The organism is Pontibacter russatus (genome assembly GCF_009931655.1).
Lineage (GTDB): Bacteria > Bacteroidota > Bacteroidia > Cytophagales > Hymenobacteraceae > Pontibacter > Pontibacter russatus.
This window is the reverse complement of record NZ_CP047984.1, coordinates 4303728-4329922: the sequence shown is the minus strand read 5'-3', so window position 1 is coordinate 4329922 and position 26195 is coordinate 4303728. Positions and strand designations below refer to the sequence as shown.

General features: G+C 53.8%; 15 protein-coding genes. 10 read left to right on the top strand and 5 right to left on the bottom strand.

Features of this window, described 5'->3' with window-relative positions:
* Positions 1-667 precede the first annotated feature (667 nt).
* From GSQ62_RS17915 to GSQ62_RS17900, 4 genes are all read right to left on the bottom strand, one after another.
* Complete coding sequence (locus GSQ62_RS17915) at positions 668-1615, bottom strand: sugar phosphate isomerase/epimerase family protein (protein WP_161890779.1); 948 nt, start codon at positions 1613-1615, stop codon at positions 668-670.
* A 441-nt stretch (positions 1616-2056) separates the two neighbouring features.
* Positions 2057-3499 (bottom strand): DUF1501 domain-containing protein, encoded by a 1443-nt coding sequence (locus GSQ62_RS17910; RefSeq protein WP_161890778.1) that lies wholly within the window; start codon positions 3497-3499, stop codon positions 2057-2059.
* Between the two features lie 13 nt (positions 3500-3512).
* Positions 3513-6785, bottom strand: coding sequence for a DUF1553 domain-containing protein (locus tag GSQ62_RS17905; RefSeq protein ID WP_161890777.1), 3273 nt, complete (start codon positions 6783-6785; stop codon positions 3513-3515).
* Positions 6760-8148, bottom strand: coding sequence for a c-type cytochrome domain-containing protein (locus GSQ62_RS17900; RefSeq protein WP_161890776.1), 1389 nt, complete (start codon positions 8146-8148; stop codon positions 6760-6762). The genes GSQ62_RS17905 and GSQ62_RS17900 overlap by 26 nt, the downstream gene beginning before the upstream one ends.
* Positions 8149-8965: 817 nt before the next feature.
* Here GSQ62_RS17900 and fdhD point away from each other — a divergent pair.
* Together fdhD and GSQ62_RS17890 are read left to right on the top strand one after the other, a co-directional pair.
* A complete protein-coding gene (fdhD, locus tag GSQ62_RS17895; protein ID WP_161890775.1) occupies positions 8966-9823 on the top strand; it encodes a formate dehydrogenase accessory sulfurtransferase FdhD in 858 nt (285 codons plus the stop codon).
* Positions 9824-9885: 62 nt separating this feature from the next.
* Positions 9886-12204 (top strand): FdhF/YdeP family oxidoreductase, encoded by a 2319-nt coding sequence (locus GSQ62_RS17890; protein WP_202621798.1) that lies wholly within the window; start codon positions 9886-9888, stop codon positions 12202-12204.
* Between the two features lie 470 nt (positions 12205-12674).
* On the opposite strand, the gene GSQ62_RS17885 is transcribed toward GSQ62_RS17890, so the two are convergent.
* The gene (locus GSQ62_RS17885) at positions 12675-13112 is read right to left on the bottom strand and encodes a hypothetical protein (RefSeq protein ID WP_161890774.1); all 438 of its coding nucleotides are present in this window, start codon (positions 13110-13112) and stop codon (positions 12675-12677) included.
* A 482-nt stretch (positions 13113-13594) separates the two neighbouring features.
* Here GSQ62_RS17885 and GSQ62_RS17880 point away from each other — a divergent pair, with 482 nt between their 5' ends.
* The 8 genes from GSQ62_RS17880 to GSQ62_RS20700 all read left to right on the top strand — a co-directional run bounded on the left by GSQ62_RS17880 (position 13595) and on the right by GSQ62_RS20700 (position 25874).
* The gene (locus GSQ62_RS17880) at positions 13595-16000 is read left to right on the top strand and encodes a TonB-dependent receptor (RefSeq protein WP_161890773.1); all 2406 of its coding nucleotides are present in this window, start codon (positions 13595-13597) and stop codon (positions 15998-16000) included.
* A gap of 52 nt (positions 16001-16052) precedes the next feature.
* Positions 16053-17279, top strand: coding sequence for a DUF4374 domain-containing protein (locus tag GSQ62_RS17875; protein ID WP_161890772.1), 1227 nt, complete (start codon positions 16053-16055; stop codon positions 17277-17279).
* A gap of 207 nt (positions 17280-17486) precedes the next feature.
* The gene (locus GSQ62_RS17870; protein ID WP_161890771.1) at positions 17487-18716 is read left to right on the top strand and encodes a PepSY-associated TM helix domain-containing protein; all 1230 of its coding nucleotides are present in this window, start codon (positions 17487-17489) and stop codon (positions 18714-18716) included.
* Between the two features lie 137 nt (positions 18717-18853).
* Positions 18854-19216, top strand: coding sequence for a hypothetical protein (locus tag GSQ62_RS17865; protein WP_161890770.1), 363 nt, complete (start codon positions 18854-18856; stop codon positions 19214-19216).
* 355 nt (positions 19217-19571) lie between these two features.
* Positions 19572-20660 carry an efflux RND transporter periplasmic adaptor subunit gene (locus GSQ62_RS17860; RefSeq protein WP_161890769.1) on the top strand — a complete coding sequence of 363 codons (1089 nt, stop codon included), beginning with the start codon at positions 19572-19574 and terminating at the stop codon, positions 20658-20660.
* A 26-nt stretch (positions 20661-20686) separates the two neighbouring features.
* On the top strand, positions 20687-23893 hold the full coding sequence (locus tag GSQ62_RS17855; protein ID WP_161890768.1) for an efflux RND transporter permease subunit: 3207 nt from the start codon (positions 20687-20689) through the stop codon (positions 23891-23893).
* On the top strand, positions 23886-25319 hold the full coding sequence (locus GSQ62_RS17850) for a TolC family protein (protein ID WP_161891507.1): 1434 nt from the start codon (positions 23886-23888) through the stop codon (positions 25317-25319). Before GSQ62_RS17855 ends, GSQ62_RS17850 begins: the two co-directional genes overlap by 8 nt.
* A 333-nt stretch (positions 25320-25652) precedes the next feature.
* Positions 25653-25874: a hypothetical protein gene (locus GSQ62_RS20700; protein ID WP_202621797.1), complete on the top strand. Its 222-nt coding sequence runs from the start codon at positions 25653-25655 to the stop codon at positions 25872-25874.
* Positions 25875-26195 lie beyond the last annotated feature (321 nt).

Below are 26195 nucleotides of genomic sequence, written 5' to 3'. Positions count from 1 at the left end.
GGCAGAAACCGAGGTTTGCGGTATACAGCTTGTTTCCCAACCGGCCCATCTGCTGGGGAGACTTCGGCTTATCTACACCGGAGTTATTGGAAACAGCGGTGCTATATATGCCGTTTTGCTTCCGCACAGTATTTTATATAAATCTATGTATAGAAAAGACTTTGCTGCATAGGTAAATTTGGCTCTAAGCACGCTTTTTGGAGTGATTATGCCACTCTTTAATAGGCAAAAGGGGGATTTGATACCATATAAGTACCCGGACAAAATCAACTTGCTCTATCCATAAAGTCAACATACATAAGATATCTGATAAACAATTATATAGATCCTTAAGAGTCTTGTACCCCCGATGCTCGGTATGGTCCACTTATGTCTTGACACTAGTGTCCTTTTACTTAATTCACGTTGTTGTCAATCAATTTCGAATATAGTCCTGGGGTAATGACGGAATGAAAACCTATGGAATATGAAAGTTCTTGAAAATGTCGGTCGAATAGCAGAATGATGGAGAGTCTTTGCTATTTACACATGTCTTATTATATCCCTTCAACCGAATATTAGCATCGATTTTTTCTTAAATCCATTCGTCCTTCGTTCAACCATATTCAATTTTATCTCACTACACGCGACATATAAATTTCTTGTCAATGGCTATGTTTTGGTTAGACTATATATTCCGTACGGCGGATTTCATTTTGGCCAAACCAGCTTTTGCCACCTGCAGTGCATCCTGCGCATAATAGTCTTTGTTGAATACCTCCAGCGAGAGTACCACAGGGCGATCAGGATTATATATGGTTTGCAGGATGCGGCTAAGCGGGGCCACGCCATCGCCGGTATATACCCGGTCGGCGTCGGTAATGGCGGCGGCGGATATATTGGCCGGGTAATCGTTCACATGAAAAACCTCGATGGCCTTTTTGCCCACCAGCGGCAGGCTGTCGAGGCTGGACCCGCCCCGGTAGAGGTGGTACACGTCGAGCAGCAGCCGGGCAGCGGGGTGGCCGCTCTCAATCGCCACATACATCACCTCGCTCAGGCGGCTTAAGTTCTCAGAGAATCCCCACAGTTCCAGTTGGGGCACTACGCCTGTCTGCTCGCCCAGCTCCAGGATGGCGCGGTAACGCTCCGCAGCCCGGTTCAGGTCGAGGTCCGGGCCCTTAGTAGCCCCGACAGGCGGCGCGGCCGTGCGGTGGCACCCGATTTGCGCCAGCATTTCCATTTCGCGCCTGAGCAGCTCCAGGCCCTTTTTGCGGGCGGCGTCATCGTCTATAATCCATGGGGCGAAACCAATGGCATTCTCCACCTGGAGCCCCAGGTCATCCAGGCGCTTCCGCGCCTCGGGCAGCGTGCCGCCCCCGTCCAGGAAAGCCTGCAGCGAGTCCATCCATATTTCGACAGATCGGAAACCAGCCTTCGAAGCCACCTCCAGTTCCTTCTCGAACCCCAGCTTGTGGCCCTTGATCGTGCTCATGTTCAGGCAGTAGATAAAGTCCGATTTGGCAGGCCGCTTTTCAGCTGGCTCCGCTTCGACCGCCGCCGGCAGCAAAGCCATTCCAGCGGATGCACCTAACGCTTTGAGAGCGTTGCGGCGGCTTAAAGGTGATTCTTTCATGGAGGTGGTAATCAAAGGTTGATGATCCTTATCAGTGTCCTGAATTTACGCTTTTTCTGTTCAATGGCATGGAAATTTATTCCCTGTCGAAAACTTTAGGCGTCGTCGAAGCAGTGTCGGGCGCGACTATTGACATGAATTCTGTCATCCTGGAAGGATCATGGTAGAAATAGAGGGCCCCTTCCCCCGGAGATTAAGCTGTAGCTATATATAAGCGGTTGCGGCCCAGCCACAAGCCCCCAATGCAAGTCTGGGATGTACAACGTAGATTAGATGCTGTGCTTGTACTTAGATAGGCCATCAAAACAGCCAACCTATATATGGCCACCGTGGTATATAGATTTTTCGGTTTTCGTGCTTTCAATCCGCATGGCCTTGGGAGGAGACTATCTACCCTGATTCCGCGCTATTTATATATGCATGATATATGCACAAAATTTATCATGCCAGGATGTCCTTCACCACCTTCCCGGCGACGTCAGTGAGCCGATAGCGGCGCCCCTGGTGCTTGAAGACCAGCTGTTCGTGGTCAATCCCCAGCAGATGCAGGATGGTGGCCTGAAAGTCATGCACATGCACGGGGTCTTTGGCAATGTTGTACCCGAAGTCGTCTGTTTCGCCGTAGGAGATTCCTTTTTTGATACCCGCCCCGGCCATATATAGCGTGAAGCAGCGCGGGTGGTGGTCGCGCCCATAGTTGTCCACCGCGAGCTGGCCCTGGGAGTAGTTGGTGCGGCCAAACTCCCCTCCCCAGATCACCAGCGTTTCGTCGAGCAGGCCGCGCTGCTTCAGATCTTTGATGAGCGCGGCAGAGGCCTGATCCACCGATTTAGCCATCATCCGGATATCGTTCGGCAGGTTGCCGTGCTGATCCCAGCCCTGGTGGTAAAGCTGCACAAACCGCACGTCTTTCTCTATCAGGCGACGGGCGAGCAGGCAGTTCGCGGCAAACGTGCCCGGCTTTCTGGACTCCTCCCCATACATGTCATATATATACTCCGGCTCCTGGCTCACGTCCAGCGTAGACGGAACAGAGGACTGCATGCGATAGGCCATCTCGTACTGCGCCACGCGGGAATTTATCTCCTCGTCGAGCACATGCTCGTACTGCACCTGGTGCAGCTGCGCCAGATGGTCCAGCATGCGGCGGCGGCTCTGCTTGTCCATGCCCTTCGGGTTGTTGAGGTAGTACACCGGGTTCTCGCCGGAGCGGAAGATAACCCCCTGGTGCTCCGACGGTAAAAAGCCGTTTCCCCAAAGCTTGGCGTACAAGGGCTGGTCGCCTTCGCGGCCCCGGGAGAGCAGCACCACGAAGCCCGGCAGGTTTTTGTTTTCGCTTCCCAAACCGTAGCTCAGCCACGAGCCCATGCTTGGCCTGCCCGCCAGCTGGCTTCCGGTCTGGAAGAACGTGATGGCCGGGTCGTGATTGATGGCGTCGGTGTGCATGGACTTGATAAAGCAGAGGTCGTCCACAATCCCGGCCGTGTGGGGCAGCAGCTCCGACACCCAGGCCCGGCTCTTGCCGTGCTGCTGGAAGTTGAAGTTGCCCATCGCCAGCGGGAACGACTTCTGGTTGGAGGTCATGCCGGTCAGCCGCTGCTCTCCGCGTATAGAATCCGGCAGCTCTTTCCCGAACATCTCTTTCAGTTTTGGCTTATAATCGAAGAGCTCTAACTGGGAAGGGCCACCGCTCTGGAAAAGATAGATGATGCGCTTGGCCTTCGGGGCAAAATGCGGCAGCACCGGCTTGGGGTTCTCGTCGGCGAAAAGTTCCGAGGGCAGCAGGGAAGACAAGGCAGCCAGGCCAACGCCCGCCAGGCTGGCGCGCGTCAGAAAGTCGCGGCGGCTCATCTGATAGGCTATTTCGTTCTCATGGTTATGCATGGCTTGTTCCTCCTTATCGTTTCGTCACAAATTCATCAAAGTTCATCAGGGTGCTGGCCACCACGGCGCAGGTAGCCAGCTCGGTCGCCTTCAGCGTTTTATCCATAGGATGCTCCCCTTCCTGCAGCAACTGCGCCGCGCGTTCGGGGTTTTGCTCCAGGTCCGCACGCTCCAATTGGTAGAGGTTTAAGAGAATCTCCATTTCCTCTTTTCTCGGATACCTGCTGGTGAGGGCCCGGAAAGCATATATAATCCGTTTCTCCGGGGTGTCCCCTCCCTCCCGCATCATGCGCCCGCCGAGCACACGGGCGGCCTCCACGAACTGCACATCGTTCATCAGGACCAGCGCCTGCAGCGGCGTGCTGGTGTTTTGCCGGCGCACCGTACACATATAGCGGTCGGGCACATCAAAATTGCTCATGGCCGGATGGGGCGAGCTTCGCTTCCAGATGGTATACAGGCTCCGGCGGTACAGATCATCCCCATACCCTTGCTCATATTTCACCGCATTGCGCACAGCCAGCGCCTCCCACACGCCAGCCGGCTGATAGGGGTACACGCTTTCTCCGCCTACATCCTGCACCAGCATCCCACTGGCAGTCAGGGCATTGTCGCGGATCATCTCGGACGTCATCCGGTAAGAAGGCGCCCGCGAGAGCAGCAGGTTGTCAGGATCTTTCGCCAAGTTCTGTTCGGTGGGTATGGAGCCCTGCCGGTAGGTGGAGGACATGACGATGGTTTTGAGCAGGTCTTTCACGTCCCATCCGTTCTCACGGAAAGTAACGGCAAGCCAGTCCAGCAACTCCGGATGTGTGGGCATATCCCCTTGGTTTCCAAAGTCATCGGAGGTTTTCACGATGCCCTGCCCAAACAGCTGCTGCCAGAAGCGGTTCACCATCACCCGCGCGAACAGCGGCTGCTCTTCGCTCAGGAGCCACTTCGCCAGCCCCAGCCTGTTTTTCGGCAGGTCTTTATCAAAGGGCAAAATGCTCTCCGGCGTATTGGCATGCACGCGCTCGGTCGGGGCGTCATATACCCCCCGGTCCAGCAAAAAAGTAGCCCGCGGCTCTTTCCGCTCCCGGTAAACCATCACCTCTTCCTGATCCGTCAGCAGGTCATTTTCCTCCCCCCGGAGCTTTATCAGTTGCTGCTGCACAGCGGCATATTGCTTGTCGAAGCCCAGCAGGTAATATGTAAACAACTGGTCTTTCTGCGCCGCCGTTAGCTGGGCGGTGGGGGTGCGCAGCAGCTTTTCGATGAACCCGGCCTTTCCAGCAAACTGCGCTATCTCCAGCTTGGAGAGTTGCCGGTTATAGGCCCTGAACTCATCGTACGCGACATTGGAGATAGACTTGTTCCCCGCCCTGCCCAGTTTGAAGCTCTGTATGCCCCAGTTGGTTTTGTTGATGGCGAACTTCATGCTCTGCTTCAGGTTGTCGTTGATGACAAGGAGCGGGATCTCTTCGCCGTTTATATATAAATGAATGCCTTTGGCCTTGCTGCTCCCGTCATAGGTCAGTGCCACATGGTTCCACTGCTTTGGCGGCAGCTTCTGGCGTGTTTGCAGGTGAATGGCATTGTCCGGGAAGACGTGCGAGAAACGGATGGTGAGGGTCTGGTCCTTGTTCAGGTCAACGATGTAGCCGCGCCAGCCGTCCAGCTCACCGTTGGTTCTGCTGAACAGCGGGCCCGTCTCGCCGGGCTTCAGCACATTCACCCAGGTGCTGACGCTGATGGGCTGGTTCCGGTCGGTGGTGAAGTGCCCGTTAAAGTCAACCGACATGTCCCCGTCCAAGCGAACGCCCTGCCCGAATTTACCCGCAACCGGAGCAGGTCCCTTGCCCTCTTCGCCACCTGAAAGCCAGGCTGCCAGCGAATCGTCTGCCAGGTTCTTCAGCGTCTTTTCATCAAAGGTGAAATGCCCCACCAGCCCCTGCTCGGACTGGCTATATAGCTGCGGCTGCTGTGCCGCCCTGTTTAGCCATTTCCCGAAATTCTCCTGGTAAGCATCCGTCTGTTGCGCCTGCTCTTCCAGTGGCTTGGCTTTTGCACGAATGAACGTCAGCAACTTTTCCGCCTCTGGCGTGGTGAGGATGAGTGAGGGACTCGCCTCGCCGGTATAAGGCACCTGGCCGCTCTCGTTGTTGTTGTTAAAGAAAGCGAAGAGCTCGAAGTAGTTTTTCTGCGAGATGGGGTCATACTTGTGGTCGTGGCAGCGGGCGCACTCGGTACTGGTTGCCAGTAAGGCCTTTCCGAAGGTATCTACCCTGTCCGCCACATACTCCACCCTGTACTCTTCCTCCACAATGCCCCCCTCCTGGCTCTGAGGATGGTTGCGCAGAAAGCAGGTGGCGATTATCTGCTCTTTGGTGGCGTTGGGCAGCAGGTCGCCGGCCAGCTGCCAGGTAATGAACTTGTCGTAAGGCAGGTTGCGGTTGAAAGCCGAGATCACCCAGTCGCGCCAGGGATAGGCGTTCCGCAGCCCGTCGTCCTGGTAGCCGTGCGTATCGGCGTACCGCGCCACGTCCAGCCAGTCCACCGCCATCCGTTCGCCATAGTGCGGCGACCGCAGGAGGCGGTCCACGACCTTCTCGTAGGCAGCTGGAGATTTATCCGCTAAGAAGGCGTCTATTTCCTGGATGGTGGGTGGGAGGCCGGTCAGGTCAAGCGACAGGCGGCGGATGAGCGTCTCTTTGCTGGCCCCTGGGTTTGGCTTCAGGCCATTCTCCTCCAGCTTCGCCAGCACAAAACGGTCTATCGGGTTCTTCACCCAGGCAGTAGTTTTCACCTCCGGCACTTCGGGCTTCACCGGCGCCACCAGCGACCAGTGCGGCTTGTATTCGGCACCGTCCCGAATCCACCTGATGAGTATGGCTTTCTCCTGCGCCGTCAGGCTCAGGTGCGACTCTGGGGTGGGCATCATATACTCTGGGTCAGAGCTGGTTATCCTATGGAAAACCTCGCTCTTGGCCAGGCTGCCGGGCACGAGCGCCAGGCGGCCGCTCTCTGCCTCTTTTTTATAGGCTACCTCCGGCAGGTCCAGGCGCAGATCGGCCTTCTGCTTGTTCTCGTCGGGGCCGTGGCAGACATAGCACCGGTCCGAGAGAATCGGCTTCACGTGCTGGTTGTAATCAATGGTGGCCGGGAGCGCAGCCATGGCCTGCGCCACGTCTGCGGGCAACTCCGGCTCAGAGCAGCTGCTCCACGCCACCGCACCAAACAGGGCGATGCAGGAACTCAGGCCAATCCGCCGCCACGCTTCAGAGGATATCCGTTTCACTTCCATAGTTTATCTTGATATGATCTCCAATTGCTTGCTTTACGAGGGCCACCCCCTGCGGCGTCACCTGCGTCTGCCACAGGTACAGGGCCTTCAGGTTCTTTATGCCCTCCAGGTTTTTCAGGCCGTTGTCTGATATGCCGGTATGGTACAGATTGAGGTAGAGCAGGCCTTCCGAATCCTTCAAATGCACAAGCCCCGCGTCGCTGATAGCGGTGTTGTCCAGGCTCAGGCGCGTCAGGTTTTTCAGCTTCGCCACCTGCTGCAGGCCCTTGTCCGTGACTTTGGTGTCAGACAGGTCCAGCCAGACGATCTGCTCCCCGAGCGGCAGCAGGGCGCTCATCTGCTCATCCGAAAAATCCGGGTTATTGACCATGTTCACCGCCAGAAATGTTTTTTCCGGCGTGAGGTAGGCAACAGTCCCTCCCACTTTGCGGATGCCCTCCACAGCCGCCGGGTCAGCTTTCGCCACTTCTACAGCGGGTATGTCCATGGTTGTCCCGGCCCCTTCCTCCTCCCCACTTTCGCCGCTGCCATATTGCGCGAGTATGGGCTTGATTTCATCGTCCTGGGGCACCTGGGCCACGGTGGTTTTAAAATCGGCCTTCCCCTGCGCAATCCACCACCGGATCAGCTCAATCTCTTCCTCGGTCAGCTGCGTTTTTCCTTTGGGGGGCATCCGCTCGTCATCTTCCTCCGGCAGCAGCAGGCGCTTGTAGAGCTCGCTGTTTGCCGCGTTGCCCGCCACCAGCACCTCCCCATGCTTCCCTCCTTTCAGGATGTGCTCCGGGGAGTCGAGCCGCAGCTTTCCTTTCTGCTTGGAGTTGTTGTGGCATTTGTAGCATTTCTCTTCCAGCACCGGCTGCACCAGGTCCAGGAACACCACCGCCTTGTTTATATCAGCAATCGGCTCCCGCACCACTTTTACCGGCTCCTTTCCCAAGAACGCCAGCAGCGGCTGTGTCAGGAAATCCTCGCCGTGCGTCAGGTTCCCTCCCAAATGGCCGGTGCCCACCAGCAGCATCCCAGCCAGCACTGCCACCGGCAACTGGAGCCGCAGATAGATCCTGTATTTTTTGAGATAAAAAACTATACCGGCGGTAACGGCCAGCGCAATGCCCATATACTGGTGGGTGTCCAAAGCCTCCGACTCATAGTCGCCGCTCAGCTTCAATAAAAAACCCGCCACGCAGGCCACCACCGCACTTACAAAACCGCCTCCCCAGAGCAGCGGCAAGGCCGGGGCCAGGAAAGCATACTTCTTCCGCCGGGCAGGAAGTTCTAAGCCGATGGCCAGAAACAGGATGCCGATCGGGAGATGCACTACCAGGGGGTGAAGTCGGCCTAAGAATTGAACGAGGTGCTCCAAGGTGTCAGTGAAAGTGGTCTATATAAAAAATCTGTAACGCAGCCCTTACATGCGCCCTGCCTTGCTTTACCGGAGCCATAAATAGTTTGTCCGGGTGCGCAGGGAAGCCGTCCCATCCAAGGGGCTTCGCTTTTTTCCGATTATATCATATACAGGAAAGGCTCCTGAACAGCCGGGTTGAAGCAAACTGCCTGTAAGAAAGAGGTTTTACTTTTAACTAAGGCTTGGATCAGACTGCCGTATTTTACCTATACATCTATAAATATATTTTTTATTGCGCACCAACACAAGCATTTACCCATAAAACTACGACAGAAAGAATACTGCCCGGCGGCGGTTGCGGGTAAGAAGCAGCAGCCCGGGCTCGTCGGACGCAGGAATATACCCTTATATATAGCTGGGGCGCTGCTGCCATATAGAAGGAGGCTGACACCATATATAGCGGGGCGCTGCACGCAAGGACATATATAAATTGGGGGCCTTGTTGCCGGACTGTCGAAACCTTGCTATATTAAGGTTCTGCTTTTGCTGCCACCCGTACCCTTGTGTGCCGCATGTTTTTGAATCTTACGCTGGCGGCACGGACTGCCCCCGGTGGCGCTATCATCCGTTTTAAATAAATATGCGAGGCGATTCATCTTATATAGCGCATATATCCGGAGCGGCGGCACGGAAAACACTGGTATCGGAGGCACCTTTCATCGGTAAAGATTATTTTACTGGAAGGCAGGATACAGGAGAAACGGCGCAAAGCAAGGTCTGTTAGCAATCATGCTGTGCCGCAGAACATCCATATAGTACTTGCTGAAATACCGGAATGGTTGATACAAACGATGACAGCGCTTTTACCAAATCTGCAGCGAGGAGCGTCTACCGGTTTGGGCCGGAAGGCTGCCGGCAGGCCGAAGATGTGGTGGCGGTGGAGGAGCCGCTGGAGATAGTGCTGATGCACCCTGGGCGCGACTGGAAGAGCCTCGCCGTAACGATGCGCACACCAGGAGATGACTTTGACCTGGCAAGGGGGTTTCTGTTTACCGAAGGCATCATCCATAAACCGGAAGATATTGTTGCCATGCGGTTTGCCAGGAACCAGACGGAGGAAAACACAACCGGGCAGGCGCTACTCGTACACCTCGCCCCCGGCGCGGCAGCCAGGGCAGCGCAGGTGCAGCCGCGGCTATATATGACTTCTGCCTGCGGCCTGTGCGGTAAAGCGGCGCTGGACCAGGTGCAGCAGTTGCCCTCCTTTCTCGTGATTCCGCACCGGCCGCTGGTGAGCGGCGAACTGCTGGTCACCCTGCCGGAAAAGCTAAGGCAGCTTCAGGAAGCATACCAGCGAACGGGGGGCATCCACGCGTGCGGGCTGTTTGACACAAGCGGTCATCTACTGCTGGTGCAGGAAGACGTGGGGCGCCACAACGCCATGGACAAATTAGTCGGGGGGATGCTGAAGAGAGGCCTGATCCCTGTGCGGGATTATATGCTGCTGTTCAGTGGCCGCCTCAGCTTTGAGCTGGTGCAGAAAGCCAGGATGGTGGGGGCTCCCCTGCTGTGTGCCATCGGCGCGCCCTCGAGCCTGGCTATCGAGCTGGCCGAAGAGTGCGGCATGACGCTCGTGGGGTTTCTGAGCAAGGACAGGTTTAACATATATACCGGGCGCGAGCGGATCATGTAGGCCTTTTTTGCCACAGAGCGGATGCTGCCTGCAGGTGGCGAACAGCCTTAAAACCAAAGGAATTGAGAGAGCAAGATTCAAATAACGAACTGACGCCGGAGAAGTTCACGGGGCTGAGGACCGGCAAACTCAGCAAAAGCGCTGCGGGGGTGCCAGCCGTCTGGTCGGCCATGAAGCAGGCCTATACCTATATGGCGCCGTCCGCCGCGGTTAAGGCTGCGCTTAAGCTGAACCAGAAAGACGGCTTCCTCTGCCCCGGCTGTGCCTGGCCCGACCCGGACGACGAGCGCTCCGCACTGGGCGAATACTGTGAGAACGGCCTCAAGGCCATTGCGGAAGAAGCGCAGGACAAGAAAATAGGGGCTGACTTTTTCCGCAGGCACAGCATCAACGAGATTGGGGCCTGGAGTGATTTCGAGATAGGTAAAAAAGGCCGCCTGACCGAACCTGTTCTGCTGAAAGAAGGTGCCTCACATTACGAGCCTGTTTCCTGGGACGAGGCATTCGGCATACTGGCAGACGAACTGAATGCCCTGGCAAGCCCCGACGAGGCTGTCTTCTATACCTCAGGCCGCACCAGCAACGAGGCCGCTTTTTTATACCAGCTGTTCGTACGGCAGTTCGGGACCAACAACCTGCCTGACTGCTCCAATATGTGCCACGAGAGCAGCGGCAAGGCCCTTACCGACACCCTGGGCATCGGGAAAGGCTCGGTGACGCTGGAGGATTTTTACCAGGCCGAAGTGGTCATGATTCTGGGGCAGAACCCGGGCACCAACCATCCCCGTATGTTGTCGGCGCTGGAAAAGTGCAAACTGAACGGCGGAAAGATCATCGCCGTCAACCCGATTCCTGAGCCGGGGCTTTTGCACTTTGTGAATCCGCAAAGTCCGTCCAAAATCCTGTCGGGCGGCACGCCGCTCGCCGATATCTTCCTGCAGGTGCGCATAAACGGGGATGTTCCGCTGCTGAAGGCCCTGATGCTGGTGATGCTGGAGGCGGAGAAGGCAAACCCGGGCTCCGTTTTCGACCACGCGTTTATCGGGCGGCAGACCCAGGGCTATGCGCAGTTTATATATGAACTGGGTCAGCAGGATTTTGATCTCTGCGCCAGCCAGAGCGGCGTGGAGAAAGAATTGATCCGGGAAGCGGCCAGGCTCCTGATAGAAAAGAAGAACATCATCGTTTGCTGGGCCATGGGACTGACGCAGCACGAGAACGCGGTCGATAACATCAAGGAAGTGGTGAACCTGCTGTTGCTGAAGGGCAGCATCGGCAAACCCGGTGCGGGCACCTGCCCGGTGCGGGGGCACAGCAATGTGCAGGGCGACCGCACGATGGGGATATGGGAGATGCCGCCGCCCGCTTTTCTCGACATGCTGCAGGCGGTTTATAAATTTGAGCCGCCCCGGCGCAAGGGCTTCGACGTGGTCAATGCCATCAAGGCCATGAACGAGGGGAAAGCCAGGGTGTTTGTAGCTATGGGAGGTAATTTTCTCTCGGCCACGCCCGACACGGCTTTTACCGCCGCCGGGCTGCGGCAGTGCAACCTGACGGTGCATGTGTCCACAAAGCTGAACCGCAGCCACGTGGTACCGGGCAGGCGAGCGCTCATCTTGCCTTGCCTGGGCCGCACGGATAAAGACGTGCAAGGCGGGCAGGAGCAGTTCGTGTCGGTGGAAAACTCCATGGGCGTCGTGCAGTCCTCCAAAGGCGTGCTCACCCCGCCTTCTGACAGGCTGTTGAGCGAGGTGGCCATCGTAAGCCGGATGGCCCAGGCCACTTTAGGCGGGCGCACTAAAGTAGATTGGGCGGGGCTATCGCAAAACTATGACCTGGTGCGGGACGAAATAGAGAAAGTTATTCCCGGATTTGAGGATTATAACCGCCGCGTGCGCCAGCCCGGAGGCCTTTACCTGCCCAACTGCAACCGCGCGAACAAGTTTAACACCGCCCCCGGAAAAGCTTTGTTCAGTGTGCTGCCCTTGCCGAAGCCTAAACTGGAGGCAGACGAATACCTGATGATGACCATCCGCAGCCACGACCAGTTCAACACCACCATATATGGCTTAGACGACCGGTACCGGGGCATCTTTCAGGAGCGCAGGGTCGTGATGATGCACCGGAAGGATATGGAAAGCGCCGGACTGCAGCAGGGGGATGTAGTCGACCTGCAAAGCCATTTCCAGGGACAACTGCGCGCCGCGCCCCGGTTTCTCGTCGTGCCCATGGACATTTCGCGGGGCTGTGTCGCCACCTATTTCCCGGAGGCGAATGTGCTGGTGCCCATCGGGCAGGTTGCGGCGGGGAGCAACACGCCCGCCTCCAAATCAGTCGCCATAAAAATCACGAAAGCTACTAGTCCAGATGGCAGGCATTAAAACGGTCGTGGTTCTTAACCGGAAGCCTCTTTGCGACCGCTGCCGGCATTTATATATAAATGAGCAGAAAGCGAAAGCGTAGCGCTAGGATTGTCTCAACACGCGCCTCCCGCTTCTGCGGCAAGGCTTTTCGTGCATCCCGAAGCATCGGGTGATATATCCGGGTGATATGGGCCGAGGTGTATTAGAGGAAAACACACGGGCAGCTGCGGTGAAACTATTTTCAATTGAAGCGCCTCTCCGTTTGGGCCATATAGCGGATAAGGGAAATATTCCGAAGAACCGGGAGTAGCCTCGAAGGCTGTTTCGATTTTATGGCCTTGCCTGGCAGGAGCTGAAGTTATATATAAGGGAGCGCTCGGGTGATCTTATGGGAGCAACCCTGTTTCTTATAAAACCTACCCAGGCACTTTTGTAGCTAAAATCAAAACAGCCTCCGGGTTAAACCTTGCTACTCATTGGAGACCCGGCTAGTTGCCTGGCCAGGCGTTCCACGGAATGCGGCTGAGAATAAGCACTAGCCCGATGCCGTAGAAAATGGCAATGCTCTTAAAGCCTCCATGGCCCGCACCTATCTGACGCTTGGCGCGGGAGTAGCCCACCGTAATCAGGATGACGGCAATGATCATGGTGAGCGGGTGCTCCAGGATGTAAAGCCGGGAAACAGAGTCCCCCATCGCTTCGCCGGAGAAGTTCTGCATACCGAGCGGGGAGACAAAGTATAAGACAAGCCCGATCACCCACTGCAGGTGTACCGGAATAAGACCAAGCAAGCCAAGTTTTCTGTCTTTATCGGTATACACTTTGTTGCCCAGCCATCCGGCCAGCGCAGCTATAAAACTTATGAGCAGCCCTAACAGCACGAGGTAGCTCAGAAAAGAGTGTAGGTGTTGTATGCCTGTATACATGTTATAATTTGATTTGTGACTGCTGTAAAGATAGGCATTAAAAGATAGACAGAGACCCCTCCGGTGCGGATTTAACACGACAATGATGCTTGTCTTCGTGATTGCAGTGAAACGCACCCGTACCTGTGGCTGCTGGGCCATCTTCTAATTCCAGCGGTTTGTTCCTGAAAGGATGCATCATGCTGGGTAAACCCCGCGTGAAGGATCGGGTTTTTAGCTCTGCTGGCCGATGGCGACCTACAGGTCGGTGTGGGCGTCGTGTAAGTTTTAAAAAGACGGAAAAAGGAAGCCTGGGTGGCTCCGGCCTTTGCCCCTCCCAAAGATTTCACAGCAGTAATTACAACTGACAGCTAAGAACAAAGGCCTGTTTACTTAATCGTTCAATCCAAATCTTTATTTATATTTAGTCTAAATAATTTTGTCGGGTTTGGTTTTGCTTTATATTTGTGTCTCAAAAAAGACAATCTAAATAGCACGCAGCCTTGCATCAGCCTGTCAAAAACATCACAACGTTTATCAGTCTCCTGGTATTGATCTTTTCCTTCAATACTGTCTGGAGCCAGAGCCTGGACAGAGCATCCATCTCTGGTAACGTGAGTTCCTCTGCAGGAGAGGCTTTGGCTGGCGTTACAGTGGTTTTGAAAGGCACCCCCACCGGGGCCACCACAGATGCCGAAGGCCGGTTTGAGATTCCAGGCATCGCACCCGGAGACTATGTACTGGTAGCCAGCTTTCTCGGGTTCGAGGCACAGGAGAAGCCTGTACAGCTAAAGGCGGCACAAAAAGCAGTTGTAAACTTCAGTCTCCGCGACAGGGCTTTTGAAATGGAGCGGGTCGAAATCGTCGGTAAATCTGCTGCCACGCAAGTAAACGAACAGGCGTATGCTGTTACCGCTGTTTCCACAAAAGAGCTGCTGAACAGTACCTCCGACGCAAAAGAGGTATTGAACCGCGTGGCCGGCGTAAAGGTGATGGAGGAAGGGGGCCTGGGCTCTAACGCAAGTTTTACCCTGAATGGTTTTTCGGGGGACCAGGTGAAGTTCTTCCTGGACGGGATTCCGATGGATAATTTCGCCTCATCGCTCAGCCTGAGCGATATCCCTGTGAACACCATCGATCGGATAGAGGTATATAAAGGCGTGGTGCCGGTGTGGCTGGGCACGGATGCCCTGGGAGGGGCGGTGAACATCATCACCAACCAGAAAAACAACTTCCTGGACGCCTCCTACTCATTTGGCTCTTTTAATACCCACCGCCTCTCGGTGAACGGCGCACACACAAACCCCGGCAACGGCCTTACCTTCAGAGGGAACATCAACTACAACTACTCGGATAACAACTACAAAGTCTGGGTGCCTATCGGCGAGGGAAACAACATCATAGACACCGCTGAAGTGGAGCGCTTCCACGACCGCTACCGCTCCGGCACCGCCAAACTGGAGGCGGGCTGGACCAACCGGCCATATGCCGACAACCTCCTTTTCGGAGTCATCGCTTCCGGCAACGATCAGCAGGTGCAGACGGGTGCCACCATGAGCAGCGTATATGGCGGCATTACCCGGCACAGCCAGTCTCTTGTCCCCACGCTCAGGTACAGCAAAGACAACCTGTTCGTGGACGGTCTGAACGTGAGCCTCTATGGCGCCTACAACTACACAAAGAGCGAAGTGATTGACACGCTCCGCGGAGTTACCTATAACTGGCTGGGAGAGGCCACCCATACCCCCGGCTCGGAGGATGGGGAACTGTCCAGAACGCACACCACCCTGGATGACAGCGATTTTAACAGCCAGTTGAACGTGGGCTACGTGATCAACCCCAGGCATTCGCTTGCCCTGAATTACGCACTGTCCTATTTCCGGCGGGAGATCTTTGACTCGGAGAACCCCGACAGGATTGAAAACCAGTTTCCGAAATCACTGAACAAGCAGGTGCTGGGCCTCGCCTATAAAATAGACCCCAGCAGTAAATGGAATGCCACCCTCTTCGGCAAGTTCTACACCCTGAAGTCGGAGACGAGCAAGCTATATGACTTTGCCCTCGAGACACAGCGCGTGGAGGCGCTGGAGGCAAGCAAGGAAAGCTTCGGCTACGGTTTGGCAACCTCTTATTTCCTGCTTCCCGACCTGCAGCTCAAAGCCTCCTACGAGCACACCTACCGCATGCCCTGGGCCGCCGAGATTTTCGGCGACGGCCTGTTAATCCAGCCAAACCCGGACCTTGGTCCCGAGCAGAGCGACAACCTGAACGTCGGCGCGGCATATGGCTTCACGCTTGGGCAGGACCACGAGTTTAACCTTGAGAGCAACTTTATTTACCGCGACTCAAAGGACCTCATCTACCAGGTTGTAAAAGTAGCCAGCCCCGAGACCTACTATGATAACCTGAGCGAGACACGCACACTGGGTGTGGAAGGAAGCCTGAAGTACCGCTGGAAAGAAATCCTGCGCCTGGGCGGGAGCATCACTTTCCAGGATATCACCGACCAGGCCGACTTGGTGTACAACGAGTCTTACACCAACACCGGCTACCAGCGGAACTATCAGAAAGGCTACCGCCTGCCCAACACCCCTTACCTGTTCGGGAACGCCACTGCCGGCCTTGCCTTCAAAAATGTCCTGTTCGAGGAGTCTGCCTGGGGCGTTAACTACTACTATAATTTTGTGGAGCAGTATTTCCTGAGCTGGGCAGAGCTGGGCTCCAGAGACAACAAGAAAGTGATCCCGCAGCAGTCTTCGCACAGTCTGGAAGTTTCCTGTAGCCTGCGCGATGGCAAATACAACATCTCGGCCGAGTGCCGCAACCTGACGGACGCGCGGCTATACGACAAATACTACCTGCAGAAGCCCGGGCGCGCTTTTTACCTGAAACTGAGGTACGTCCTGTAGCCCCTCCTCTCCTACCCTATAACCAAGACAATTTAAAACCAAAGCAACCTATATGACCTTCCCTAAATTCACAAGACTACTGTCACTGCCAGTTCTGAGCCTTTTTGCGGCTGTTCTGTTCACATCCTGCGGGGACGAGAAAGATGCCCCGAATCCTGTTGTTGTCGAAGGAGAGCCCCAGTACATCATGTCGCTTGCCGTACAGGGCAGCGACAAGACCTTTACCTACTATACCGTACCGTTCGACGATGTGATGAGCGGCACGCTCTCCGCCGTAGGGCAGGGCATTGAGCAGCCGGGATACTACGACTTTACGCAGATAGAAAATACCATCTACAGCTTGGGCGGCCTGGACGACGTGAACGTGGTGGGAATCAGCAGGGCCAAAAACGGGGACCTGACGCAGATCGGCAATGTTTCTTTTGCCAGCAGCCTGTCCGACATGGTGAAGGCGGATGACAACACCCTGGTGGCGCTCGAACTTGACCCTACTTCGGACATGGTGAAGTTCCATACCCTCGATGCCAACACCCTGGCTGTAAAAAACACTAAACAGCACCCGGTCTCAGATATAACGGAGTTGGAAGGGCCTGCTTACTCCGGCATGCGCATCAGCGGCGACCACCTGTTTCTGAGCTATTACGTCCGCGACCCAAACACCTACGAAACCCTTTATACCGATGAGGCGCAGGTGGCGGTCTACTCTTACCCCGGGCTGGAGTTCCTGAAGGTCATCGAAGACACCCGCACCGGGCCTGTCGGCGGGTTCAACGTCAAGTCGGGCCTCACCAAAGACGAGAAAGGCGACATCTACGCGCTTTCACACTCCAACCCGGCGAACGGCTACAGCCAGTCAACCAAGCAAGGAGGCATCCTGCGCATCACGAGCGGCGAGACAGCCTTCGACGCGGACTATTTCTTCGACGTGGCGGAAATCACCGGAGGCAAAAACATTGCGCATTTAAAGTATCTGGGCAACGGAAAGGCATTTGCTGAAATAAACATGGCCAGCACAGGCGAGCAAGAGAGGTGGTCAGACGGTCCGTTGAAGTCGGCTATCATCGACCTGTACCAGAAAACGGTAACCTATATAGACGGGCTGCCGGAGCACGCGGGCAATGGCCGAAGGCTGGCTGTGCTGCACGACGAGGACTACCTCTATATGAGCGTACCGGAGGCAAGCGGCATTTATGTATATAAAATAGATGTTGCGAACCATACCGCAACCAAAGGGGCTGAAGTTGAGGCTAACTTTGTGGCAGGGTTTTTCAAGCTTTAGCGGCTGAAGGCAGCCAGCACCGGCTGCTGGAGGCAGCACTATATATAGCCGGCAAGCCCCGTTTATCTTGAAAACCCGCCCCTAACGCTGGCCCTGAGCAGACAATCCGCTCAGGGCCAAAGGATGATATAGTTATCCTTCAGGGGTTGGGCCATATTGCAGCAGCGTAATCCTGTATCACTTCCATGGTTCTGTTTCAGTTAAAGGATGAAAAGCAAAAACAGCAAGCGTATCTTAAGGAGAATCAATGACTGGCTGCACCTCTGGCTGGGCCTGACGTCAGGTGCCGTAGTGTTTATTGTCAGCATCACGGGGTGTTTCTACGCTTTTCAACAGGAGATAAAGGACGCCCTGGAGCCCTGGCGCTTTGTGGAGGCACAGGACAAAGCCTTCGTGCCCCCCAGCCAGTTGCTGGACACGGCCCGGGTATATATGCCCGGCGCCACACCCACCGGCCTTACCTACAGCAACAGGGAAGGCGCGGCTGCAGTGGGATATCAGGTAGACCAAAACGGGGAGCACAACTTTACGGCTGTGTTCCTGAACCCCTACACCGGTGAATTTCTGAAGAAGCAGCAGGCAGCAGGAGATGGCGAATTTGACTTTTTCCGTTTTATCTTAGACGGCCACCGCGCACTCTGGCTGCCCTATGAGATTGGGCGCCCTGTGGTGGGGGTGGGTACGCTCGTTTTTGTGGTGCTGCTCGTCACAGGCCTTGTCATGTGGTGGCCCAGGAAATGGAACAAGCCTAGCTTTCAGAAGAGCTTCAGGATTAAGTGGAACGGCAGTTTGAAACGGGTAAACTACGACCTGCACAACATCCTGGGTTTTTACAGCCTTGTGCTGGCTTTTGTGCTGGCGGTTACGGGCCTTGTCTGGAGCTTTGAGTGGTTTGCCGATTCGGTATACTACGCAACCTCCGGCGGGGAGGAAAGGCCGGGGCACCACCACCCGCACTCCGATGTAGCGCAGGCCGGTGCGGCCGCCAGCGACACGGTTTCGGTGCTTGACCGGGCCTGGTACAAAACGCTGGCGCAGGAGCCCGGCGCACAGGGCATGTATATGACACCCGTACTCCATGACAAGGAGGACGCCATCGAAATCATCGCCTACCAGGACCATGGCTCGTGGTATAACCGGAACGAGTACTTCTATGACCAATATACGCTGGAGCACTTCCGGGTAAAAGGAGACAGGTACGAAGAGGCCGGTTTGGCGGACCAACTGGTGATGCTCAATTATGACATCCACGTTGGGGCGGTGTTCGGTTTGCCGGGCAAAATTCTCGCCTTCTGCATCAGCCTTATATCTGCCAGCCTGCCCATCACGGGTTTTCTGGTGTGGTGGAACAAAAGGAAGAAGCCCAGGAAAAGAGCGGCCCCCACCGCAGGCCGCGAAAAGAAGAAACCAACAGAAACCGGCATAGCCACAGTTTAGGCAGCAGTTTTAGACAGAAATGTATTATTGTTTTGCGAGTATTGGCACAGTAAATTTTTCTGATAAAAAATAAATTATCGGAAAACTGGTGCAACTTTTAGATTAACATCTATTTTTGTGCAGTCATATATAGCTTAGTGAAGCGAACAATATTCTTTCTGATCGTGCTGATTACCTGCTTTAACCTGGCAGGCGGTTATGCTATTGCAGCATCAGTTATCTCGCAAGCTGGCACCGAAGGCGTGCCTTCCCTCCCCCAAAGCCCGCATCAGCATATCCTAAAGAAGGCGACGATAGACCTTCGGTTAGTGCAGGTCAATAAAGAAGACTCGGAAGACGATATGCTTTTGCCTGATATGGCACTGCTCGCATCATCTGCAGACTATAGCTACATCCCCGACTTTAAGCTACTTAACAAGCACTTTTTGCTGCATTATGGCACCTCCATAAAGGATAAAGAGCTTGCCGCCTACATCCTGCATCAGAATTTCAGACTATAGTATCCTCTTTTTCAGTTGCTTATATATCCGCAGGCCTGCCCTAGGCCAGCTGCAACTATAAATTCCCGCTTTCCTAAGCACCAGATTCAAAAAATCAATTTCCGGGTTCGGATAAACTGCTGTTGCCGGTAGTTTAGGCTGCGTTGGCATTCTGTGCCTGCGTACAGTTGCCTTAGGCAAACTGTTGCCATATAGGCATTCCTATGTCGTACTGTGGCCTGCTGCCCCTATTGTTCTGTTGCCTGCCCTGGAAGAAGTCATATATCCCTATTAGCCTTCACTTCTTTAACAAAGTGTACTGTCTTATACATACCCTTCAATATTCATTCACAAACCTTGTTTAAATTTTAACATCATGAAGAGAATTCTCATGCTTATGGGCATGTGCGCCCTGGTGTGCCACACAAGTTGTACATCATCAAACGGAGAAGAGAAAAAAGAGCACGAAGCCACGTTTCTGGTGAGCAGTCCGGTGAAAATGGACACAACCCTTACGAAGGATTATGTGAGCCAGGTCCATTCGATACGGCATATAGAGCTAAGGGCGCAGGAGAAAGGCTACCTGCAGAAAATATTTGTGGATGAAGGGCAGTTCGTGAAAAAGGGGCAGCTGTTGTTCCAGATTATGCCCAACCTGTATGAGGCCGAACTAAAGAAAGCACAGGCTGAGGCCAGTTTCGCAACTATCGAATACCAGAACACGAAATCACTCACCGATAGAAACATAGTGTCCCCGAATGAGCTGGCGATGGCAAAAGCAAAGCTTGACAAGGCGAAAGCTGACGTATCCCTGGCCAACGTTCACCTGCAGTTCACGGAAATCAGGGCTCCTTTCGATGGCATCATCGACCGCTTCCATGTAAGGCTGGGCAGCCTTGTAGACGAAGGCGAATTACTCACCGAGCTATCGGACAATAGCAAGATGTGGGTCTACTACAACGTGCCCGAAGCTGAATACCTGAATTATCAGGCACTTGAGAAGAAGGACGATGATGTGAAGGTGAACCTGCTGATGGCAAATAACCATCTCTTCAAATACCCGGGAGTAGTCGAAACCATCGTAGCCGATTTTAACCATGAGACGGGTAACATCTCTTTCAGGGCTACTTTCCCTAATCCGGAGGGCCTGTTGAGGCATGGGGAAACCGGGAACGTGCGCATGAACATTCCGCTGAAAAATGCGCTGCTGATTCCGCAAAAAACAACTTTTGAGGTGCTCGAGAAAAAGTATGTGTACGTGGTGGACAAAGACAATATGTTGAGATCGAGGGAAATAACCATCGCCGCAGAAATGCCACACATCTATGCGGTGGAAAAAGGTTTAGAAGAGGATGACAAGATTCTTTTGGAAGGTCTGCGCCTGGTACGCGAAAACGAGAAGATACACACCACATTCGTTGAGCCCGGAAAAGTTATGTCTCAGTTAGAATTGTATGCGGAGTAACCCAATATCCCTAAAGAGAAAAAAACATGTTCAGTAAATTTATACACCGACCCGTATTTGCCATTGTCATATCGGTCGTGATTGTTTTTATAGGTGGCCTGGCAATCAAGAAGCTGCCTATATCCCAGTTCCCGGACATTGCCCCCACCACGGTCAATATTTTTATCGCTTACCCGGGCTCCAGCGCCGATGTGCTGGTCAACTCCACCCTCATCACCCTCGAACAGGCCATAAACGGCGTGGAGGGGATGCGCTATATAGCGTCTGATGCCACAAGTGCCGGGGAGGCAACCCTCCGAATTATTTTTGAGCCGGGAACGGACCCCAACGATGCGGTAATCAGGGTTAAAACGAGGGTGGACCAGGTGATGCCGCTCCTGCCCGAGCTGGTACAGCGGGAAGGCGTCGTTATCACCCCCATCCAGCCGAGTATGTTGATGTACGTCAACCTCTACTCAAACGAAAAGAGCATGGACGAGAAATTCCTGTTCAACTATGCCACCGTCAAAATGATCCCGGAAATACAGCGAATCAAAGGGGTGGCGAGGGCACAGATATTGGGTAGCCGCAGGTACGCGATGCGTGTCTGGCTAAACCCGGACCGCATGCGGGCCTATAACATATCGGTAGAAGAGGTGATGGAGGCGTTGGCCGAGCAAAGTATAATTGGCCGCCCTGGCAGGATAGGGCAAAGCTCCGGTATAGCCGCGCAGTCGCTGGAATATGTGCTCACCTACAAAGGCCGCTACAACAAACCGGTAGAATACGAAGGCATCATCATTCGGGCCAATGCTGAGGGAGAAAGCATCCGCCTGAAAGACATCGCCACCGTAGAGTTGGGCAGCGAATTCTTTGACATCTACTCCAACCTGGACGGAAAGCCTGCAGCGGCCATTGTGTTGAAGCAGAACTATGGCAGCAATGCCAGCGATGTGATAGCCGATGTGAAAGCTCAGTTGGAGGAAATGAAAGCATCTTTCCCTCCGGGGATGGACTATAAAATCAGCTATGACGTTTCACAGTTCCTGGATGCCTCCATCGACCAGGTGCTGCACACCTTAAGAGACGCGTTCATCCTGGTGGCCCTGGTCGTTTTCATATTCCTGGGCGACTGGCGCTCTACTCTGATTCCGATTCTGGCTGTCCCGGTTTCGCTGATAGGGGCTTTTTTTGTGATTCAGCTCTTCGGGCTCTCGATTAACCTGATCACATTGTTTGCGCTTGTATTGGCCATCGGTATTGTGGTGGATAATGCGATTGTGGTGGTGGAGGCGGTGCATGCCAAGATGGAAGAAACAAACCTTTCGCCATATAGGGCGACCATCGAAGTGCTTCGCGAGATAGGCGGGGCCATCATCGCCATCACGCTGGTGATGACGGCGGTATTCATTCCTCTGTTATTTATGTCGGGTCCGGTGGGTATTTTCTATCGGCAGTTCTCCATTACCATGGCCAGCTCCATCGTGATTTCGGCCGTGATTGCCCTGACGCTGACCCCCGTGCTGTGCGCCATGTTGTTGAAGAATAATCATGGCAAACCGAAGAAGAAAAACCCGTTAACGAAGGCGCTTGACAGCTTTAACAGCGGATTTGAAAAGCTTACCGGAAGATACGTAGGCCTGTTAAGAGCCATTGTGAGCAGGAGAACGCTCACCTGGGGAATACTTGCGGCTTTCTGTGTTGGTATCTTCTTCGAAAACCAAGTGCTTCCGGCAGGCTTTATTCCGAACGAAGACCAGGGGACTATATATGCCATTGTCCAGACACCTCCTGGCTCTACCCTGGAGACAACCAACCAGGTCTCTCAAAAACTTCAGAAGATCTGTGAGAAAATTGAAGGCGTTGAATCGGTGTCTTCTCTGGCCGGTTACGAGATCATGACCGAGGGACGGGGCTCGAATGCGGGTACCTGCTTGATCAACCTGAAACCATGGTCTGATCGCGAGCATACCGTGAAGGAGATCATGGAAGAGTTGGAAGAGAAATCAAAAGGATTGGGAGCCGTGGTAGAGTTCTTTGAGCCACCGGCTATCCCGGGCTTTGGTTCTTCCGGTGGTTTCTCGATGCGTTTGCTGGATAAAAACTCAGACACCGACTACCACGAGTTTGATAAGGTCAACAAGGAGTTTATGGATAACCTGGCCAAGCGGAAGGAGCTGACCGGCTTATTCACTTTTTTCGCTGCCAATTATCCGCAGTACGAGTTGGAGATCGACAACGATCTGGCCATGCAGAAAGGGGTGTCTATCGGTAAGGCCATGGAGAACCTGAATATCATGATAGGCAGCACCTATGAACAGGGTTTTATCAAGTTTAACCAGTTCTTCAAGGTATACGTGCAGTCCGACCCTAAATTCAGAAGGCTGCCGTCTGACGTCCTGAACCTTGCTGTCAAAAACGAGGAGGGTGAAATGGTGCCTTACTCAGCCTTTATGAAGCTGAAAAAGACGCAGGGGCCAAATGAGGTAACCCGTTTTAACCTGTACAACTCAGCCGCCATCCAGGGCCTTCCGGCGAAGGGATATACCACAGCAGACGCGATACAGGCTATACAGGAAGTTGCCGCCACAACACTGCCTAAAGGCTACGACATTGCCTGGGAAGGTCTTTCCTATGACGAGTCAACCAGGGGCAATGAGTCGCTATATGTGTTCATGGTTGTACTGTTGTTTGTATACTTTGTGCTGGCAGCCCAGTACGAAAGCTTTATCATTCCTTTTGCGGTGGTGCTGTCGCTGCCGGTCGGGATTTTTGGGTCTTTTTTGTTGCTGGAACTGATGGGCCTGGAGAACAACATTTATGCTCAGGTAGGGATGATCATGCTGGTCGGTCTGCTGGGTAAAAACGCTGTGCTGATCGTGGAGTTTGCCGTTCAGAAGCGCCTGCAGGGAGCCACCATTCTGGAGGCCGCCATTGAAGGGGCCAAGGTCCGTTTCCGCCCGATCCTGATGACCTCGTTTGCATTTGTCGCCGGATTGATTCCGTTGATTATGGCCGCCGGCGCAGGCGCTATCGGTAACCGGACAATTGGTGCCTCTGCCCTTGGTGGCATGTTGTTCGGCACCATTTTCGGCGTCGTCATCATCCCCGGGTTGTACTACATCTTTGCTAAAATGGCAGACGGCCGTCACCTGATCAGGGATGAACATGAAACTCCTTTAACGGAGGATTATGTCTATGCCGGTAATAATTTTCCACTCATTGAAGAAACCGAAAACCATGCGCGTGTATAAGAAAAGAATATCAAAATGGGTGGGGGTTGCCTTTGTTTCCTTGTCCTTTACGGCATGCAGTTTGCCAACTTTGGTTCAGAAATCAGTCAGCACGGTGGTCCCTGCGCGTTATAACAACGCGCAGGATTCCACCAACACAGCAAAAGGCAGCTGGCAGGACTATTTCACGGACCCGAACCTGAGCGCGCTGATCGACACGGCCCTGCAGCACAACCAGGAACTGAACATTACTTTACAGGAAATTCAGATTGCCCAGAGTGAGGTAAGAACCAGAAAGGGAGAGTACTTGCCTACTGTTGGAATTAAAGCTGGCGCTGGCCTCGACAAGGTAGCCAGGTACACCAACATAGGTGCCATGGAGGCTACCACCAACATGGAGGGGGACAGGGAAATGCCGGAGCCGCTACCAGACTTTCTGGTGGGAGCCTATGCCAAATGGGAAGTAGATATATGGCATAAACTGCGTAACGCCAAAAAAGCGGCGGTTCTCCGGTACCTTTCTTCTGTTGAAGGCAAGAATTTCATGGTGACGAACCTGGTTGCCGAGATAGCTACTTCTTATTACGAATTGCTGGCACTGGATAACCAACTGGATATCGTGAAGCAGAACATTGATATACAGGCCAATGTACTGGAAATAGTAAAGGCCCAGAAAGAAGCGGCCAAGGTGAACGAACTGGCAGTGCGCAGGTTTGAGGCGCAGGTTCTCAGCACCAAAAGTCTGCAGTACGGCATTCAGCAGAGAATCACGGAAACCGAGAACAGGATCAACTTCCTGTTAGGCAGGTTCCCACAGCCGGTTGCGAGGAGTTCCCAGGCTTTCAATGATTTGGTGCCGGGAGGTATAAAAGCGGGCGTTCCGGCGCAACTTTTAGAGAACCGGCCCGATATCAAGCAGGCCGAGCTGGATCTGGCAGCAGCCAAGCTCGACGTGCAGGTGGCCAAAGCCAATTTTTTCCCTTCGCTGGGTATTACCGCAGGAGTCGGGTTTCAGGCGTTTGATCCGTCTTACTTGCTGAAATCACCTGAATCCCTGCTCTACTCGCTGGCCGGGGATCTGACGGCCCCGCTTATCAACAGGAACGCCATCAAGGCAACGTATATTAGTGCGAATGCAAAGCAGCTTCAGGCCGTTTACAACTACGACCGCACTGTTTTAAATGCTTACATCGAGGTGGCGAATCAGCTTTCTAACATAAGCAACCTGGAGAAAAGCTACCACCTGAAAGCGCAGCAGGTACAGGCACTCACGGAATCGATCACTATCTCAAATGACCTTTTTAAATCTGCAAGGGCAGACTATATGGAGGTATTATTGACCCAACGTGAGGCGCTGGAATCAAAGTTTGAGCTTATTGAAACCAAGATGCAGCAACTGAATGCCCATGTCGCGATGTACCAGGCACTGGGCGGCGGCTGGAATTAGCTACCAGCTAAGAAGTTAACAGTCACTTATTAGGAGGCTGGTATACCAAAGGGAAAAGCCATTTCACAACGTGTAAAATGGCTTTTCCCTTTTCTGCCGGTCTATGCATACTGCTGCTAGCCAAGCTTCATTTTATTGCCTTTAAAAGCAGTGTAATAGGCGTGAGCGTCTCCGCTCATGTCTGCTGTCACAGGGCTTCCAGCACACATCCATATATATGATGCGTTCATATATAGCCTGTGCAGTGGGTAAGTTGCAGGCTGAATGGGATGGGTCTCCGGAATGGCAGCCTGAATTACATTTAGGCGATCGGAGGCCGCGGGGTAGCCAGTCATGAGCGAAGAATCTGAAACCAAGAACTATTGCAGTAAATATTGGGAAGACTTGTTTTCTAAATATCACTCCCTTACCGCGAAAGAGTTTTCAGAGCTGTCAGGAACACCGAGAATCGAAAGTTCTGAAAAATTACTGACAGAACTTTCGGATAAAAGGGCTCTGGAAATACCTGCGGCAAAAAAAGGAGCGGTTGGAAGGCTAAAAAACACCAGCCGCTAACGATATATAGCCACAACATGGGCTAACACTGAATACTGCAGCTATACCCAAATCATTCCATATACAGCTTCAGGCAACTGACTAAGAAAGACTCCCCATCACGGGGAGCCTTTCTTAGTTTAGAATACCCTTTATATTCGATGCTGCATCTCGAAGTGGCAGGATATATAAGTACCGAAGGCGGCGCTGCCACTGGATCCAGGAGACAGTATATAACTCGAGTTGCGAAATATAAAACTGATTGATTTTTGATGACTGTATACCCACCCCCTACCCCTCCTGGGCGGGCCATTTTTCAGCTGCGAAAGTAAATCGCGGCGT

Coding starts and splice junctions, on each gene's coding strand:
- GSQ62_RS17915 (WP_161890779.1), bottom strand. CDS start 1,615: ATGAAAGAATCACCTTTAAGCCGCCGCAACGCTCTCAAAGCGTTAGGT.
- GSQ62_RS17910 (WP_161890778.1), bottom strand. CDS start 3,499: ATGCATAACCATGAGAACGAAATAGCCTATCAGATGAGCCGCCGCGAC.
- GSQ62_RS17905 (WP_161890777.1), bottom strand. CDS start 6,785: ATGGAAGTGAAACGGATATCCTCTGAAGCGTGGCGGCGGATTGGCCTG.
- fdhD (WP_161890775.1), top strand. CDS start 8,966: ATGGTTGATACAAACGATGACAGCGCTTTTACCAAATCTGCAGCGAGG.
- GSQ62_RS17885 (WP_161890774.1), bottom strand. CDS start 13,112: ATGTATACAGGCATACAACACCTACACTCTTTTCTGAGCTACCTCGTG.
- GSQ62_RS17875 (WP_161890772.1), top strand. CDS start 16,053: ATGACCTTCCCTAAATTCACAAGACTACTGTCACTGCCAGTTCTGAGC.
- GSQ62_RS17870 (WP_161890771.1), top strand. CDS start 17,487: ATGAAAAGCAAAAACAGCAAGCGTATCTTAAGGAGAATCAATGACTGG.
- GSQ62_RS17860 (WP_161890769.1), top strand. CDS start 19,572: ATGAAGAGAATTCTCATGCTTATGGGCATGTGCGCCCTGGTGTGCCAC.
- GSQ62_RS17855 (WP_161890768.1), top strand. CDS start 20,687: ATGTTCAGTAAATTTATACACCGACCCGTATTTGCCATTGTCATATCG.
- GSQ62_RS20700 (WP_202621797.1), top strand. CDS start 25,653: ATGAGCGAAGAATCTGAAACCAAGAACTATTGCAGTAAATATTGGGAA.